This is a genomic window from Streptomyces sp. NPDC050534, assembly GCF_044457745.1.
In the GTDB taxonomy this organism is placed as follows: Bacteria; Actinomycetota; Actinomycetes; order Streptomycetales; family Streptomycetaceae; genus Streptomyces.
Genome location: NZ_JBITHF010000002.1, coordinates 1 through 17,378 on the forward strand (window position 1 = coordinate 1; position 17,378 = coordinate 17,378).

Here is a 17,378-nt window from a genome sequence, read left to right on the forward strand (position 1 = left end):
AAACGCCCGGTTACATTTCGAACCCGGAAGCTAAGCCTTACAGCGCCGATGGTACTGCAGGGGGGACCCTGTGGGAGAGTAGGACGCCGCCGAACAATCATTCAAAGGGTTGGACCCTGAACTTCGGTTCAGGGTCCAACCCTTTTTTGTTCTGCGTCACTTGAAGTTCACGTTGTGCAACAACCATCCGCAGCATGGGTACTGCTGCAATGCTCAGGGCCGCCGGCGTAGGGCTCGGTGACGAGGTCGTCGTACCGGCCTTCGGGAACGTCGAGGTCGCTCAGGCCGTCACCATGGCCGGAGCGCTGCCGGTGTTCGCCGACATAGATCCGGTGACGTACTGCATCGATCCGTCCGCCGTCGAGGCGGCTGTAACTTCGCGGACGGCGGCGGTCGTTGTCGTCCACCGCTTCGGCCGGCCGGCCGATATCGCTCGGCTGCACGGAGTGGGGCAGCGGCGCGGGCTCCTGGTGCTGGAACAGGGGGAGTCCGAGGTGCCGTACGACGAAGTGGCTCAGCGCAGGGAGCGGGCGGCTTATCTCGACGCCAAGTTGAGGGGTGTGCGCACGCCCGACGGTGGTGACGGGCATACGTACCAGCAGTACATCGTGCGGGTGCCGGGCAATGGGCGGCCGGACCGGGACGCGTTCGCCCGGGCCGTGCGGGCCAGGGGAGTTGAGGCTCGGGTGCCGGTGAAGACGCCTGTGCACCGGCTGCCGGAATTCCGCCGCTGTGTGGCCTTGCCGGAGACCGAGCGGGCCGCCGACGAGACGCTCGCGCTGCCGGTGGACGCCGGGTTGACGAAGCGGGACATGCAGCGGATCGTCGGTGCGTGCAACGCGCTGGGCGGACTGCTTCAGCCTGCCTTCTGAGCAGGTGTGCGGGACGGGATCAGGCGGTTGGGAGCACCCGTCCCTACGGGGTATGATCTATTCCGTTGCCGCGGGGGGAACCCCGAAAAGGTGACAGGCCCCTATAGCTCAGTCGGTAGAGCGTCTCCATGGTAAGGAGAAGGTCAACGGTTCGATTCCGTTTGGGGGCTCCAGTCGAAAGGCCCCGCCCAATTGGGCGGGGCCTTTTCCGTGTTCGGGGACCGTTCAGTCCTTGTGCAGGCCCGGTACCCGCATCGCCAGGATGGCCATGTCGTCGGACGGTGCGTCGGAGGCGAAGCGCTCGACCGCGCGCATGATCCGGGCCGCGACCGCGCCGGCCGTCAGGCCCGTGCAGGTTGTGAGCACGTCTGCGAGGCCGTCGTCGCCCAGCATGCGGGTGCCCTCGCGGCGCTCCGTGACGCCGTCCGTGACGCAGAGGAGGACGTCGCCCGGGTCGAGGGTGACCGTCTGCTCGTAGAGCTCGAGGTCGTCCATGACGCCGAGCAGCGGCTGGGGTTCGGCGGCCGGTTCGACCGTGCCGTCCTGGCGCAGGCGCAGCGGGAGCGGGTGGCCGGCGCAGACCACCTTGAGCTGTGCGCTGCCGTCCTCCTGCGGCCTCAACTCGCCGTAGAGGAGCGTCAGGAAGCGGCTGCGGGCGCCCTCGTCGAGAATGGCCGAGTTCAGTCGCTCCAGGACCGCCGGGCCGCTGAGGCCCTCGCGGGCCAGCAGGCGCAGGGCGTGCCGGGCGAGGCCCGTGACGGCGGCCGCGTTGGGGCCCGTGCCGCAGACGTCGCCGATGGCGAAGCCGTAGGCGCCGTCGCTGATCGGGAAGAGGTCGTAGAAGTCGCCGCCGACCTCGTTGCCCTCGCCGGCCGCGCGGTAGATGACCTCGACCTCGACGCCGCCGATCTCGGGGAGCTCGGGCGGCAGGAGGCTGCGCTGGAGGGACTGGCTGATGGCGGTGCGCTCCGAGTACAGGCGGGCGTTGTCCAGCGCCAGGGCCGCTCGGCGGCTCAAGTCCTCGGCCAGTTCCAGGATTTCCTGACGGAAGTGCTCGTCGGTGGGCTTGCCGAGGGTCAGCATGCCGATGACGCGGTTGCGCGCCACCAGCGGGAGGACGACGGTCTCGCCGCCCACGGCGGAGGCCGTGGCGAGCGTGGGGCCGATGCCTGAGGCGATCTGGTGGGTCGGGCCGCCGCTGAGGCCCAGGCTGCGCATGGAGCTGCGCAGGGCCGCCCGGTGGGCGACCTCGCCGGGGGCCGTCCAGACGCGGGCGCCGGGGGTCGGCACCGGGTCGGGTGCCGGGACCTTGGAGAGCAACGACTTGATGCCGTCGATGAGTTCCTCGTCCTCGTGCAGGACGTACGACAGGTACGGCTCGGAGGCTTGGTCGGCGATCGTGTAGACGGCGCACCAGGTGGCGAGGGTGGGGACCGTCATCTGCGCCATCAGCGCGAGGGTCTGGTCGCGGTCCAGGGTGCCGGCGAGGAGGTCGGAGGCCTCGACGAGGAAGCTCAGGGAGCCTCGGCGAAGGCGTTCCAGCTCGCCGAGGCGGGCCGACTCGACGGCCAACGCGATGCGGTCGGCGGCGAATTGGAGGCGCAGGGCCTCCTCGTTGGAGTATCTGCCCGCGCTCTCGGCGGCCACGCCCAGGGAGCCGGTGAGTCGTCCCTCGACCTTCAGGGGGACCGTGACGACCGAGCGCATGCCGGTGCCGCTGAGGAGCGGGACCGCTCCGGGGACGGCCGAGAGGTCGTCGTGGACGGCCGGCATGCGGGCCGAGCCGTAGCGGCCGGGGCCCGCCTCGACGGGCACGCGCGCGAAGCGCTGGCGGGCGGAGGGCAGGCCCGTGGAGGCGCGGACCTCCAACTCCGTTTCGTCGTCGGTCGCGAGGAGCAGGAAGGCGGAGTCGGCGTCGAGCATGTCGCGGGCGCGCTCGACCGTGCGTTGCAGGAGGCCGTCGAGGTCGTCGGGGGCGGGGGAGCCGATGAAGACCTCGAAGGGGTCGTTGCTCTGGCCCTCGCCGCCGGCGACGTTGTCCGACGGCGGCATGCGCAACGGGGTCTGGAGAACGGCCCGTTCGTGGTCCCGGACGAGGAGGCAGACCGTGGACGGTTCGCCGCCCGTGTCACGGACACGGAGGTGTGAGGCGTACACCGGGAGGACGCGGCCGCCGGCATCTCTTATGCCGTAACTGCCCTCCCAGCGCGAGAGTTGGAGCGCCTCAGCGATGCCCGTGCTGGTGCCCGGGGTGTGCGGCCAGGCGGCGAGGTCGGTGAGGGGCTTGCCGGTGACCTGTTCGGCCGGGTAGCCGAAGAGCTCCTCCGCGTCCTCGTTCCAGGCCGTGATGGAGCCGGTGCGGTCGATCTGGACGACCGCGACGCGGACCCGGCCGTCGGCGACCGGGAGGAGGGCGGAGGGCAGGGACGGGCCCGCGGCGCGGGTGCCGACCGCGCGCTCGGGGAGGTCCAGCTGGAACCAGACCTGCTTGTGCGTGGGCGTGTACTCGACGCCCCAGCGGCCGGCCAGCGCCGCGCAGAGCTGGAGGCCGCGGCCTCCCTCGCGGTCCGGGCTGCCCATGGTGACGGGGGAGCCCTGGAGGGGGATCTCGCGCTCCGGGTAGTGGTCGGCGACCTCGATCCGTACACCTTCGTCGCTGCGCAGACACAGAACGTCGGCGGAGGTGCCCGCGTGCACGACGGCGTTCGTCACGAGTTCGCTGGTCAGGACCACAGCGTCGTCGACGATGTCGGCGAAGCCCCAGCCCTGGAGAGTGTCGCGGACGAACGATCGGGCGGTCGCGACCGATCGCCCGACGGGCTCGAAGCTGGCGGCCGCACGCGCGGTGATCACAGAACTCCTCGTCCGGTTGTCGACGGGCAGGGCTGCCTGGCCGACCGGCTCGTGCCGCTGATGCGGCAGACCGCCCGTCGGCCGGGGGTCCGGGGGCTGTTCCCCCGGGATCAGTCCGGTGGTCATGTTGTGCGGCCGCCCTCCGATGCCCGCTCGTGCTCGTGCCACCGCCCAGGCCGGACGGACCGGCGTGGCTGGACAGCCGCATGCAAGGTTACTTACCTTCGCCGTCCATGCGGATGCCGGTCTGCAGTGTTTCCGCCCAGAGGGTGTGCGGACGATGTGCGAAGCTGCCGAACTGTTATGGCCGGGTTCAAGCAGGGTGAAACACTGGGCAAGCTTCTTGTGAAGGTCCGGGCAGGCCGAGTGACTTCCGCGCGCAGTGGGCAGCAGCCCGGGGTGTGGCCTGGTATATCCGGCAGGAATACGCAGCAGTAACTGGTACGTCGAACGGAAGTACCGGAGCACAGCAGTAACGGTCGACCCCTGCGGGAGGGACACAGTGGAGTCTGGCGCAGCGACGCGGGGCACTAAAACGCGCGCGAAAGGCGGACAGTCCCTGAGCAATCAACGCAAACCGCGCGGCGGCACCACTTCGGTGGACTCGGCGTCCCTGAACCGGCTGATGGCGGCTCTTGTGGCGATGCGCGACGGGAACTTCCGAAAGCGGCTCACGGTGTCCGGGGACGGCGTGATGTCGGAGATTGCTGCGGTTTTCAACGAGGTCGCCGACCGCAATCTGCATCTGACCGGTGAGCTGTCGCGGGTGCGGCGCATGGTGGGCCGCGAGGGCAAGCTCACGGAGCGGCTGGAGACGGGCGCCTACGAGGGTTCCTGGGCCGCCGCCATCGAGGCGTCCAACGCCCTCGTGGACGACCTCGTACGGCCCGTCTCCGAGGTCGGACGGGTGCTCACCGCGGTGGCCGACGGTGACCTGTCGCCGCGTATGGAGCTGCGGACGCAGGCGCCGGATGGGACCGGGCATCCGCTGCGCGGGGAGTTCCTCAAGGTCGGCCGTACGGTCAACAATCTCGTCGACCAGCTGTCGACGTTCACCGACGAGGTCACGCGCGTGGCCAGCGAGGTGGGCACCGAGGGCAAGCTGGGCGGCCAGGCACGCGTGCGTGGCATGTCGGGTTCGTGGAAGGACCTCACGGACTCCGTCAACACCATGGCGTACCGCCTGACGGCCCAGGTGCGGGACATCGCCCTGGTGACGACCGCGGTGGCCAAGGGCGACCTGTCGCGGAAGGTCACCGTTCATGTCGCCGGCGAGATGCTGGAGCTGAAGAACACCGTCAACACGATGGTCGACCAGCTGTCGTCGTTCTCCTCCGAGGTGACGCGGGTCGCGCGCGAGGTGGGCACCGAGGGCGAGCTCGGTGGCCAGGCGCAGGTGCCGGGTGTGGCCGGTGTGTGGAAGGACCTCACCGATTCGGTGAACCTCATGGCCGGCAACCTCACGGCCCAGGTGCGCGGGATCTCCCAGGTGACCACCGCGGTCGCGAACGGCGATCTGTCGCAGAAGGTCACCGTGTCGGCACGTGGCGAGGTCGCGCAGCTCGCGGACACGATCAACCAGATGACCGAGACGCTGCGGATCTTCGCGGACGAGGTCACGCGCGTGGCCAACGAGGTCGGTGCCGCGGGGCAGCTGGGCGGTCAGGCGAACGTGCCGGGCGCCGCGGGCACCTGGAAGGACCTGACGGACTCCGTCAACACGGTCTTCCGGAACCTCACGATCCAGGTGCGGGACATCGCCGCGGTGACGACCGCCGTGGCCAACGGTGATCTCTCCCAGAAGGTCACCGTCGACGTGGCCGGCGAGATGCTCGAGCTGAAGAACACCGTCAACGGGATGGTGGACCAGCTGTCGTCCTTCGGTTCCGAGGTCACGCGCGTGGCGCGCGAGGTCGGTGTCGAGGGTGAGCTGGGCGGACAGGCGCAGGTGCCGGGTGCTGCCGGTACCTGGAAGGACTTGACCGACTCCGTCAACACTGCATTCCGCAACCTCACCGGGCAGGTCCGCAACATCGCCCAGGTGACGACGGCCGTGGCCAACGGTGATCTGTCGCAGAAGGTCACCGTGGACGTCTCCGGCGAGATGCTCCAGCTGAAGAACACCGTGAACACGATGGTGGACCAGCTGTCGTCCTTCGCCGACCAGGTGACGCGGATGGCCCGGGACGTGGGCACGGAGGGCCGCCTCGGCGGTCAGGCGGTCGTACCGGGCGTCGCCGGTACGTGGAAGGAGCTCACCGACTCCGTCAACGGCATGGCCGGGAACCTGACGGCCCAGGTGCGCAACATCGCCCAGGTCACGACCGCGGTGGCGCAAGGTGACCTGTCGCAGAAGATCGACGTGGACGCGCGCGGGGAGATCCTGGAGCTGAAGAACACCATCAACACGATGGTCGACCAGCTCTCCGGGTTCGCCGACCAGGTGACCCGGGTGGCGCGCGAGGTGGGCACGGAGGGCCGCCTCGGCGGTCAGGCGCAGGTGCCCGGCGTCGCCGGCGTGTGGCGGGACCTGACGGATTCCGTGAACGGCATGGCCGGGAACCTCACGGCCCAGGTGCGCAACATCGCCCAGGTCGCCACCGCGGTGGCCCGAGGTGACCTGTCGCAGAAGATCACCGTGGACGCGCGCGGGGAGATCCTGGAGCTGAAGAACACCCTGAACACGATGGTCGACCAGCTGTCGTCGTTCGCGGAGGAGGTCACCCGGGTCGCCCGCGAGGTGGGCACGGAGGGCCAGCTCGGCGGTCAGGCCGAGGTCCAGGGTGTCTCCGGCACCTGGAAGGACCTCACGCAGTCCGTGAACTTCATGGCGAACAACCTGACCATCCAGGTGCGCAACATCGCCGAGGTCACCACGGCGGTCGCCAAGGGCGACCTGTCGAAGAAGATCACTGTTGACGCCAAGGGCGAGATCCTTGAACTCGTCACGACGGTCAACACGATGGTCGACCAGCTGTCCAGCTTCGCCGAGCAGGTGACCCGGGTGGCCCGTGAGGTGGGCACCGAGGGCATCCTCGGCGGCCAGGCGCACGTGCCGGGCGTCGTCGGCATCTGGAAGGACCTCAGCGACAACGTCAACCTCATGGCCAAGAACCTGACCGTGCAGGTGCGCAACATCTCCCAGGTCGCGGCGGCGGTCGCCAACGGCGATCTGACGCGGACGGTGACGATCGAGGCGCGCGGCGAGGTCGCGCAGCTCGCCGACACCTTCAACACCATGGTGAAGACGCTGAGTTCGTTCGCCGACCAGGTCACCAAGGTGGCCCGTGAGGTGGGCACGGACGGCATCCTCGGCGGCCAGGCGCACGTACCGGGTGTGTCCGGCACGTGGAAGGACCTCACCGAGTCCGTGAACCAGATGGCGTCCAACCTGACCGGCCAGGTGCGCAACATCGCCATGGTCACCACGGCCATCGCCAAGGGTGACCTGACCAAGAAGATCGACATCGACGCCCGCGGCGAGATCCTCGAGCTCAAGACGACGATCAACACGATGGTCGACCAGCTGTCCAGCTTCGCCGAGGAGGTCACCCGGGTCGCCCGCGAGGTGGGTACGGAGGGTGCGCTCGGCGGTCAGGCACGCGTGCGTGACGTCGACGGCACCTGGCGCGACCTCACCGAGTCCGTGAACGAGATGGCCGGGAACCTCACCCGGCAGGTGCGCGCCATCGCGCGCGTGGCGACCGCGGTGACCCGCGGCGACCTGAACCTGAAGATCGACGTCGACGCGTCCGGCGAGATCCAGGAACTGCAGGACTACATCAACAAGATGATCGCCAACCTGCGCGACACCACGATCGCCAACAAGGAGCAGGACTGGCTCAAGGGCAACCTCGCCCGCATCTCCGCGCTGATGCAGGGCCGGCGCGACCTGCAGGACGTGGCCTCGCTGATCATGAGCGAGCTGACGCCGGTGGTCTCCGCGCAGCACGGCGCGTTCTTCGTGGCGATGCCGCTGGTCGACGGCAAGGACCTCAGCGCCGAGAGCGAGGACGCGTACGAACTGCGCATGCTGGGGTCGTACGGCTACTCGATGGGCTCCATGCCGACGTCGTTCCGGCCGGGCGAGGCGCTGATCGGGACGGCCGCCGAGGAGAAGCGCACCATCCTGGTGGAGAACGCGCCCAGCGGCTATCTGAAGATCTCCTCCGGCCTCGGCGAGGCGCCGCCCGCGCAGGTGATCGTCCTTCCGGTGCTGTTCGAGGGCAAGGTGCTCGGCATCATCGAGCTGGCCTCGTTCACGCCGTTCACGCAGATCCAGAAGGACTTCCTGAACCAGATCGCGGAGATGATCGCGACCAGCGTCAACACCATTTCGGTCAACACCAAGACCGAGCAGCTGCTGAAGCAGTCGCAGGAACTGACCGAGCAACTGCGGGAGCGTTCCGCCGAGTTGGAGAACCGGCAGAAAGCCCTCCAGGCGTCCAACGCCGAACTGGAGGAGAAGGCCGAGCTGCTGGCCCAGCAGAACCGTGACATCGAGGTGAAGAACACCGAGATCGAGGAGGCTCGGCAGGTCCTGGAGGAGCGCGCCGAGCAGCTCGCGGTCTCCATGCGCTACAAGAGCGAGTTCCTCGCCAACATGTCGCACGAGCTGCGTACGCCGCTCAACTCCCTGCTGATTCTGGCCAAGTTGCTCGCCGACAACGCGGACGCGAACCTCACGCCGAAGCAGGTCGAGTTCGCCGAGACCATCCACGGCGCCGGGTCCGACCTGCTCCAGCTGATCAACGACATCCTCGACCTGTCGAAGGTCGAGGCGGGCAAGATGGACGTCTCCCCGACGCGTATCGCGCTCGTCCAGCTCGTCGACTACGTGGAGGCCACCTTCCGGCCGCTGACCGCCGAGAAGGGCCTGGACCTGTCCGTACGGGTCTCTCCCGAGCTGCCCGCCACGCTGCACACCGACGAGCAGCGGCTGCTCCAGGTGCTGCGGAACCTGCTGTCGAACGCGGTGAAGTTCACCGACTCCGGCTCGGTCGAGCTGGTGATCCGGCCGGCCGGCCGGGACGTCCCGGTGAGGATCAAGGAGCAGCTGCTCGAGACCGGCTCGCTGAGCGATCCGGACGCGGGCCTGATCGCGTTCTCGGTGACCGACACCGGTATCGGCATCGCCGCCAGCAAGATGCGGGTGATCTTCGAGGCGTTCAAGCAGGCGGACGGCACGACGAGCCGCAAGTACGGCGGCACCGGCCTGGGGCTGTCGATCTCGCGGGAGATCGCCCAGCTGCTCGGCGGCGAGATCCACGCACAGAGCGAACCGGGACGCGGTTCGACGTTCACGCTGTATTTGCCACTGCATCCGAGCGAACTGCCGCCGCAGGGCTACCAGCAGGCACTGCCGGCCCTGGAGGCGGGCGATCTGGTGTCCGCCTCGGACCTGGCCCAGCTCGCGCAGGCGGAGATCGAGACGCCGGCCGAGGTGAAGTCGTACCGCGAGACGCAGAACGGCGCCGCCGCGCTCTTCCGGCGCCGCCGCAGGAGCGGCCTCGACGCGGAGCGGATCACCGCTTCCCCGGAGCAGTGGTCGGCCGAGCAGATGACCACCACGCCGCAGCCGCACCGCGGCGTCCGGTTCGGCGGCCAGAAGGTGCTCATCGTCGACGACGACATCCGTAATGTGTTCGCGTTGACCAGCGTCCTGGAGCAGCACGGACTCTCGGTGCTGTACGCCGAGAACGGCCGTGAGGGCATCGAGGTCCTGGAACAGCACGACGATGTCGCGGTCGTCCTGATGGACATCATGATGCCCGAGATGGACGGGTACGCGACGACGACGGCGATCCGCAGGATGCCGCAGTTCGCGGGCCTGCCGATCATCGCGCTGACGGCGAAGGCGATGAAGGGCGACCGGGAGAAGGCGATCGAGTCGGGCGCTTCCGACTACGTGACCAAACCGGTCGATCCCGATCACCTGCTGTCGGTGATGGAACAGTGGATGCGAGAGGAGTGACGGGAACCATCGATGTTCACTCGGAGTTGCTGACTCAGTGTGGCCGACGCCGTGTAGAAGTACGGGATTCGGGGAACCTTCTGATCTCCCGCTACGTTTCTGCTACGTGCACAGTGACATCGCGGTGACAGGGTGTGGCGACGAGCGGGGTGCGGCTACGATGACCGGCACAAGGACGGGCGGCGAAAGGGAGTCGTCCCCAGGGGCGGCGCCCGGTGCACAGCCGGGGCGAGGAGGGCGGGCCATGGTGCAGAAGGCCAAGATCCTCCTGGTCGATGACCGGCCGGAGAATCTGCTGGCGCTGGAGGCCATCCTCTCTGCGCTCGATCAGACGCTGGTGCGGGCATCGTCCGGGGAGGAAGCGCTCAAAGCACTGCTCACGGACGACTTCGCGGTCATTTTGCTGGACGTCCAGATGCCGGGCATGGACGGCTTCGAAACAGCCGCGCACATCAAGCGGCGAGAACGGACCCGGGACATCCCGATCATCTTCCTCACCGCGATCAACCACGGCCCCCACCACACCTTCCGGGGGTACGCGGCCGGCGCGGTGGACTACATCTCGAAGCCGTTCGACCCCTGGGTGCTGCGCGCCAAGGTCTCCGTCTTCGTCGAGCTGTACATGAAGAACTGCCAGCTGCGGGAGCAGGCGGCGCTGCTTCGGCTCCAGTTGGAGGGCGGCGGCAAGGCCGCGGTCGGTGAGGCCAAGGAGCCGGCCGGTCTGCTCGCCGAGCTGTCGGCGCGGCTCGCGGCGGTCGAGGAGCAGGCCGAGGCCCTGTCCAAGCAGCTCGACGACGAGTCGGCGGATGCGGCGGCGGTGGCCACCGCAGCCCATCTCGAACGCAAACTCACGGGTTTGCGGCGGGCACTGGACGCCCTGGAACCGGGTGCCGGCAGCGCCTCGTCGGTGTCCTCGCAGAACTGACGTTCCGGCGCGGACCAGTTGCGTATGAGGACGCGTCAGTTCCGCGCCCGCTTCAGGGCGACACGAACGGGTGAAGCAGTGGGCACACGTGTCGGTTGGCGTCTCCACCGGTAACCTCACACCTATGGCCTCACGTCCCTCCGCTGCCAAGAAGCAGCCCGCGAAGAAGGCGGCGGCTCCGGCGAAGAAGGCCGCCGCGAAGAAGGCTCCGGCGAAGAAGGCGACCGCCAGGAAACCCGCCGCGAGGAAGGCGGCGCCGCCCCCGAGGCCGGCACCGAGTCCGACCGGCGGCGTCTACAGGCTGGTGCGCGCCCTCTGGCTGGGCCTCGCGCACGCCGTCGGCGCCGTGTTCCGCGGCATAGGGAACGGCGCCAAGAACCTCGACCCGGCGCACCGCAAGGATGGCGTCGCGCTGCTGCTGTTCGGCATCGCGCTGATCGTCGCCGCGGGCACCTGGGCCGATCTGCGCGGCCCGGTCGGCGATCTCGTCGAGATCCTGGTGACGGGTTCCTTCGGCCGTCTCGATCTGCTCGTGCCGATACTGCTCGCGGTCATCGCCGTGCGCTTCATCCGGCATCCCGAACAGCCCGAGGCCAACGGCCGCATCGTGATCGGCCTGTCCGCGCTCGTCATCGGCGTGCTCGGTCAGGTCCACATCGCCTGCGGCGCGCCCGCCCGCAGCGACGGCATGCAGGCCATAAGGGACGCCGGCGGCCTCATCGGCTGGGGCGCGGCGACCCCGCTGACGTACACGATGGGCGAGGTGCTCGCCGTACCGCTGCTGGTGCTGCTGACGATCTTCGGTCTGCTCGTCGTCACGGCCACTCCCGTCAACGCCATCCCGCAGCGGCTGCGGCTGCTCGGCGTGAAGCTCGGCGTCCTGCACGACCCTGAGGACGACGACTTCGCCGAGGACGACGAGCGCTACGACGACCAGTGGCGCGACGGGCTGCCCGCGCGCCCGCGCAGGCGCGGTCCGGCCCCGAAGTCCTACGACCCCGACACGGCGGAGCAGGACGCCCTCTCCAAGCGCCGTGGCCGGCCCAGGCGCTCCGCGGTGCCGCAGCCCGACATGGCGCGCCCCATGGACGCCGTGGACGTCGCCGCGGCGGCCGCCGCCGCGCTCGACGGCGCGGTCATGCACGGGATGCCCCCCTCGCCGATCGTCGCCGACCTCACCCAGGGCGTGAGCGTCGGGGACCGCGAGGAGAGCACGCCGACACCGGCTCCGGTTCCGGCTCCCAAGGCCGTGCCGGCGGCCCGTCCCAAGCAGGAGAGGCTGAAGGTCGAGGTCGCGGACCTCACCAAACCCGCGCCCTCGGAGCCCGGCGACCTGCCGCCGCGCGCCGAGCAGCTCCAGCTGTCCGGGGACATCACCTACTCTCTGCCCTCGCTCGACCTCCTCGAGCGCGGCGGCCCCGGCAAGTCGCGCAGCGCCGCCAACGACGCGGTGGTCGCCTCGCTCACCAACGTCTTCACCGAGTTCAAGGTCGACGCCTCCGTCACCGGTTTCACCCGCGGGCCGACGGTCACGCGCTACGAGGTCGAACTCGGCCCCGCCGTGAAGGTCGAGCGGATCACCGCGCTGACGAAGAACATCGCCTACGCCGTCGCCAGCCCGGACGTGCGGATCATCAGCCCGATCCCGGGCAAGTCCGCGGTCGGCATCGAAATCCCCAACACCGACCGGGAGATGGTCAACCTCGGCGACGTGCTGCGCCTCGCGGCGGCCGCCGAGGACGACCACCCGATGCTGGTCGCGCTCGGCAAGGACGTCGAGGGCGGCTACGTGATGGCCAACCTGGCGAAGATGCCGCACGTGCTGGTGGCCGGAGCCACTGGTTCCGGCAAGTCGTCGTGCATCAACTGCCTGATCACCTCCATCATGGTCCGCGCCACTCCCGAGGACGTCCGTATGGTCCTCGTCGACCCCAAGCGGGTCGAACTGACCGCCTACGAAGGCATTCCGCACCTGATCACGCCGATCATCACCAACCCGAAGCGGGCCGCCGAGGCGCTCCAGTGGGTCGTACGGGAGATGGACCTCCGGTACGACGACCTGGCCGCGTACGGCTTCCGGCACATCGACGACTTCAACGAGGCCGTGCGCAACGGCAAGGTGAAGCCGCCGGAGGGCAGTGAGCGCGAGCTCCAGCCGTACCCGTATCTGCTGGTGATCGTCGACGAGCTCGCCGACCTGATGATGGTCGCCCCGCGCGACGTCGAGGACGCGATCGTGCGCATCACACAGCTCGCGCGTGCGGCCGGCATCCACCTGGTGCTGGCCACGCAGCGGCCGTCGGTCGACGTCGTGACCGGTCTGATCAAGGCGAACGTGCCCTCGCGGCTCGCCTTCGCCACCTCCTCGCTCGCCGACAGCCGCGTCATCCTCGACCAGCCCGGCGCCGAGAAGCTGATCGGCAAGGGCGACGGGCTGTTCCTGCCGATGGGTGCGAACAAGCCGACGCGTATGCAGGGCGCCTTCGTGACCGAGGAGGAGGTCGCGGCCGTCGTCCAGCACTGCAAGGACCAGATGGCGCCGGTCTTCCGGGACGACGTCACGGTGGGCACCAAGCAGAAGAAGGAGATCGACGAGGAGATCGGCGACGACCTCGACCTGCTGTGCCAGGCGGCCGAACTGGTGGTCTCCACGCAGTTCGGCTCGACGTCCATGCTCCAGCGCAAGCTGCGCGTCGGCTTCGCCAAGGCCGGGCGGCTCATGGACCTCATGGAGTCGAGGAACATCGTGGGGCCCAGCGAGGGTTCGAAGGCTCGTGACGTTCTTGTGAAGCCTGACGAGCTGGACGGCGTGCTCGCGGTGATCCGCGGGGAGGCTTGAGAGAAAGGCGCGATCGAAGGGGCGAGCGATGTCGGATCGTGACTCACCCGTAAGGGATCATTGAGCAACCGTTTCCCTTCGGCGTACGTCAAGTTGAGGGAAGCGGCAAGTGTGTACACCGCCATCGGCGTGTCCGGCCATACCGATGGGCTAACAAGCTCCTCCGCCCGGTTGCCCCACCCATTTGTACCCCCCCTAGACTGAACCTCCAGCACAGGTGGCTAACGCTCGAAAGGCGCCCCCGTGTCCATCGGCAACTCTCCTGAAGACGAGCGTCCGTTCGAAGACGAGCGCGAGGAAGCCCGCCTCTCCATCGGTCATGCTCTCCGGCAGGCCCGTATCGCGGCCGGGCTGACCGTCGACGACGTCACCAACGCCACCCGGGTCCGGATCTCGATCGTGCACGCCATCGAGGCGGACGACTTCGCACCCTGCGGCGGAGACGTCTACGCCCGGGGTCACATCCGGACCCTGGCCAAGGCCGTCCATCTCGATCCGGCCCTGCTGCTCGCGCAGTACGACGCCGAGCACGGCGGCCGTCCGGCGCCGACCCCGGCGGCCCCCCTCTTCGAGGCGGAACGCATCCGCCCCGAGCGGCGCGGGCCCAACTGGACCGCGGCCATGGTCGCCGCCATCGTCGCCGTGGTCGGCTTCGTCGGGTTCACCGCGTTCAAGGGCGGCGACAACGGCGGTGGCAAGGCGCAGGTCGCCGAGGGATCGACGCCCTCGACCAGCAAGTCCGCCTCGCCCACGCCGAAGAAGAGCAAGTCCGACAACCCGAAGACGAATCCCTCGGACAGCGCCATCGCGGCCGCGCCCCTGGACAAGGTGACCGTCCAGGTGAGCGCCGCCGACGGCCGCAGCTGGATCTCGGCCAAGGACCACAACGGCCGGCTCCTGTTCGACGGGCTCCTCAAGCAGGGCGACTCCAAGACCTTCCAGGACAGCCAGAAGATCAACCTCGTCCTCGGCGACGCGGGCGCGATCCAGCTCTTCGTCAACGGCAAGAAGATCGACAACAGCTTCCAGCCCGGTGCGGTGGAGCGTCTGACGTACACGAAGGGCGACCCACAGGTCGGCTAGCTGATGCGGTGCCGCGGGGCCGGCGAAGATCGCCAGCCCCGTCGACGTGGGCTGTCGGAGAGACAAAGTAGTCTTGAGCGCATGCCTGAACGCCGTACCGTCGCACTCGTCACCCTTGGCTGCGCCCGTAACGAGGTGGACTCGGAGGAGCTCGCAGGCCGCTTGGAGGCGGACGGCTGGGACCTCGTGGAGGACGCCGCGGACGCGGACGTCGCGGTCGTCAACACCTGTGGCTTCGTGGAAGCCGCCAAGAAGGACTCCGTCGACGCCCTCCTGGAGGCCAACGACCTCAAGGGACAGGGCAGAACCCAGGCCGTCGTGGCGGTGGGCTGCATGGCCGAGCGGTACGGCAAGGAGCTCGCCGAGGCCCTGCCCGAAGCCGACGGCGTGCTCGGCTTCGACGACTACACGGACATCTCCGACCGCCTGCGGACCATCCTCGGCGGCGGCATCCACGCCTCACACACCCCGCGCGACCGGCGCAAGCTGCTGCCGATCAGCCCCGCCGAGCGCCAGGAGTCCGCGGCCGAGGTCGCGCTGCCCGGGCACGGCCCCGTGGACCTGCCGGAGGGGCTGGCGCCCGCCTCCGGCCCGCGCGCGCCCCTGCGCCGCCGGCTGGACGGCTCCCCGGTCGCCTCGGTGAAGCTCGCCTCCGGCTGCGACCGGCGCTGCTCCTTCTGCGCCATCCCGTCCTTCCGCGGCTCCTTCATCTCCCGCCGCCCGAGCGACGTGCTGAACGAGACGCGCTGGCTGGCCGAGCAGGGCGTGAAGGAGATCATGCTGGTCTCCGAGAACAACACCTCCTACGGCAAGGACCTGGGCGACATCCGCCTGCTGGAGTCGCTGCTGCCGGACCTGGCGGAGGTGGACGGCATCGAGCGCGTGCGCGTCAGCTACCTCCAGCCGGCCGAGATGCGACCGGGCCTGATCGACGTGCTGACCTCCACGCCGAAGGTCGCCCCCTACTTCGACCTCTCCTTCCAGCACTCCGCGCCCGGAGTGCTGCGCGCCATGCGCCGCTTCGGCGACACGGACCGCTTCCTGGAACTGCTCGACACCATCCGCGGCAAGGCGCCCCAGGCGGGCGTCCGCTCGAACTTCATCGTCGGCTTCCCGGGCGAGAGCGAGGCCGACCTGGCCGAGCTGGAGCGGTTCCTGAACGGCGCGCGGCTGGACGCCATCGGCGTCTTCGGCTACTCCGACGAGGAGGGCACGGAGGCGGCGACGTACGAGAACAAGCTGGACGAGGACGTCGTGGCGGAGCGGCTGGCACAGGTTTCCCGGCTGGCCGAGGAACTCGTCTCGCAGCGCTCCGAGGAACGCCTGGGCGAGACGGTGCACGTGCTCGTGGAGTCCGTGGACGAGGACGGCGTACACGGGCGCGGGGCGCACCAGGCGCCGGAGACGGACGGGCAGGTGCTGCTCACGAGCGGCGCGGGTCTCGAGCCCGGCCGTATCGTCGAGGCCAAGGTGGTCGGTACGGAGGGCGTCGACCTGGTGGCCGAGCCGCTGACGGGTCCGTTCGGATGTAGTGAGGAGGCGGGCAGATGACCGGAGTACCGGCATCGGCGGCGAACGGCCCCTCCAAGGCGGAGCCCTCGCCGCCCGGCCCCGCCGCCTCCGACCGGCAGAACGACAGGTCCCCGAGGGGCGGGAAGCTGGCGGCCGCGGCCGTGAACCAGGCCAGCGTCTGGAACGTCGCCAACCTGCTCACCATGCTCCGGCTGCTGCTGGTGCCCGGCTTCGTCGCGCTGATGCTGGCCGACGGCGGGTACGACCCGGCGTGGCGCTCGCTCGCCTGGGCGGCCTTCGCCGTCGCCATGATCACCGACCTGTTCGACGGCCATCTGGCGCGCACCTACAACCTCGTCACCGACTTCGGGAAGATCGCCGACCCCATCGCCGACAAGGCGATCATGGGGGCGGCGCTGATCTGTCTCTCCGCCCTGGGCGACCTGCCGTGGTGGGTGACGATCGTCATCCTCGGCCGGGAACTCGGCATCACGCTGCTGCGTTTCCTCGTCATTCGGTACGGCGTCATCCCGGCCAGCCGCGGTGGCAAGCTCAAGACGCTCGTCCAGGGCGTGGCCGTCGGGATGTACGTCCTGGCGCTGACCGGCTGGCTGGCCACCCTGAGGTGGTGGGTGATGGCGGCCGCCGTCGTGCTGACCGTGGCGACCGGGTTCGACTATGTGAGACAGGCCATTGTGCTGCGCAGGCAGGGAATCGCGGAGCGCAAGGCCGCGTTGGAGGAGACGGAAGGGTGAGTCCTGCGGCTGCCGACGTGGTGCGACTACTGACAGTGAGGGGCGAGACCCTCGCGGTCGCCGAGTCGCTCACCGGCGGGCTGGTCGCGGCGGACATCACGACGGTGCCCGGGGCCTCCAAGGCGTTCCGCGGTTCGGTGACCGCCTACGCCACCGAGCTCAAGCACGAGCTGCTGGGCGTCGACGCCGCTCTGCTCGCACAGCGCGGGGCGGTGGATCCGCAGGTCGCGGCCCAGATGGCGGCGGGAGTGCGCAAGGCGCTCGGCGCCGACTGGGGCCTCGCGACCACCGGTGTGGCGGGCCCGGAACCGCAGGACGGCAAGCCCGTCGGGACGGTGTTCGTGGCCGTGGCCGGCCCCTTGGGAAGCCATTCTCATTCTGCCGGTGGCGGAAAAGTGGAGGCCCTGCGGTTGAACGGCGACCGGGCGGAAATTCGTATGGAGAGTGTACGGAGCGTACTCGCACTGCTTCTGAAGGAGCTTGCGGGCGAACAGACCGGGAATGAGCTGGCACAGGATACGGAACAGAACGGGGGGTTTTGATGTTTGCAGCCCTGAGTGAACAC

9 protein-coding genes, 1 tRNA gene and 1 rRNA gene are annotated in these 17,378 nt (G+C 69.2%); 10 read left to right on the plus strand and 1 reads right to left on the minus strand.

The genetic code is table 11. The annotated features are described in order from the left end of the window. The 3 genes from rrf to ACIBN2_RS05650 form a co-directional block, all read left to right on the plus strand. Positions 1-95, plus strand: a 5S ribosomal RNA gene (gene rrf / locus ACIBN2_RS05640); the annotation flags it as partial. A 114-nt stretch (positions 96-209) separates the two neighbouring features. Then, entirely contained in the window at positions 210-872 is a 663-nt protein-coding gene (locus tag ACIBN2_RS05645) for a DegT/DnrJ/EryC1/StrS family aminotransferase (RefSeq protein WP_399133943.1), read from the plus strand. A 97-nt stretch (positions 873-969) separates the two neighbouring features. Further along, positions 970-1,045: transfer RNA gene (locus ACIBN2_RS05650), tRNA-Thr, on the plus strand. 52 nt (positions 1,046-1,097) lie between these two features. Here ACIBN2_RS05650 and ACIBN2_RS05655 read toward each other — a convergent pair. Beyond that, the gene (locus ACIBN2_RS05655; protein WP_399132899.1) at positions 1,098-3,851 is read right to left on the minus strand and encodes a SpoIIE family protein phosphatase; all 2,754 of its coding nucleotides are present in this window, start codon (positions 3,849-3,851) and stop codon (positions 1,098-1,100) included. A 376-nt stretch (positions 3,852-4,227) separates the two neighbouring features. Between ACIBN2_RS05655 and ACIBN2_RS05660 the strand changes: the two genes are divergently transcribed. From ACIBN2_RS05660 to ACIBN2_RS05690, 7 genes are all read left to right on the plus strand, one after another. Then, positions 4,228-9,699: a HAMP domain-containing protein gene (locus ACIBN2_RS05660; RefSeq protein WP_399132900.1), complete on the plus strand. Its 5,472-nt coding sequence runs from the start codon at positions 4,228-4,230 to the stop codon at positions 9,697-9,699. Positions 9,700-9,943: 244 nt separating this feature from the next. Further along, complete coding sequence (locus ACIBN2_RS05665) at positions 9,944-10,624, plus strand: two-component system response regulator (RefSeq protein WP_399132901.1); 681 nt, start codon at positions 9,944-9,946, stop codon at positions 10,622-10,624. A gap of 124 nt (positions 10,625-10,748) precedes the next feature. Next, the gene (locus ACIBN2_RS05670; protein ID WP_399132902.1) at positions 10,749-13,463 is read left to right on the plus strand and encodes a DNA translocase FtsK; all 2,715 of its coding nucleotides are present in this window, start codon (positions 10,749-10,751) and stop codon (positions 13,461-13,463) included. 243 nt (positions 13,464-13,706) lie between these two features. Continuing rightward, positions 13,707-14,546 carry a helix-turn-helix domain-containing protein gene (locus tag ACIBN2_RS05675; RefSeq protein WP_399132903.1) on the plus strand — a complete coding sequence of 280 codons (840 nt, stop codon included), beginning with the start codon at positions 13,707-13,709 and terminating at the stop codon, positions 14,544-14,546. A gap of 81 nt (positions 14,547-14,627) precedes the next feature. Then, positions 14,628-16,097: a 30S ribosomal protein S12 methylthiotransferase RimO gene (gene rimO, locus ACIBN2_RS05680; protein ID WP_399132904.1), complete on the plus strand. Its 1,470-nt coding sequence runs from the start codon at positions 14,628-14,630 to the stop codon at positions 16,095-16,097. Then, on the plus strand, positions 16,094-16,813 hold the full coding sequence (pgsA, locus tag ACIBN2_RS05685; protein WP_399132905.1) for a CDP-diacylglycerol--glycerol-3-phosphate 3-phosphatidyltransferase: 720 nt from the start codon (positions 16,094-16,096) through the stop codon (positions 16,811-16,813). The genes rimO and pgsA overlap by 4 nt, the downstream gene beginning before the upstream one ends. Further along, positions 16,810-17,355, plus strand: coding sequence for a CinA family protein (locus tag ACIBN2_RS05690; protein ID WP_399132906.1), 546 nt, complete (start codon positions 16,810-16,812; stop codon positions 17,353-17,355). The genes pgsA and ACIBN2_RS05690 overlap by 4 nt, the downstream gene beginning before the upstream one ends. Positions 17,356-17,378 lie beyond the last annotated feature (23 nt).

Bases quoted from the DNA above. Each gene is read 5' to 3' on its own strand.
- ACIBN2_RS05645 (WP_399133943.1), top strand. From the start codon at position 210: ATGCTCAGGGCCGCCGGCGTAGGGCTCGGTGACGAGGTCGTCGTACCG.
- ACIBN2_RS05655 (WP_399132899.1), bottom strand. From the start codon at position 3,851: ATGACCACCGGACTGATCCCGGGGGAACAGCCCCCGGACCCCCGGCCG.
- ACIBN2_RS05665 (WP_399132901.1), top strand. From the start codon at position 9,944: ATGGTGCAGAAGGCCAAGATCCTCCTGGTCGATGACCGGCCGGAGAAT.
- ACIBN2_RS05670 (WP_399132902.1), top strand. From the start codon at position 10,749: ATGGCCTCACGTCCCTCCGCTGCCAAGAAGCAGCCCGCGAAGAAGGCG.
- rimO (WP_399132904.1), top strand. From the start codon at position 14,628: ATGCCTGAACGCCGTACCGTCGCACTCGTCACCCTTGGCTGCGCCCGT.
- pgsA (WP_399132905.1), top strand. From the start codon at position 16,094: ATGACCGGAGTACCGGCATCGGCGGCGAACGGCCCCTCCAAGGCGGAG.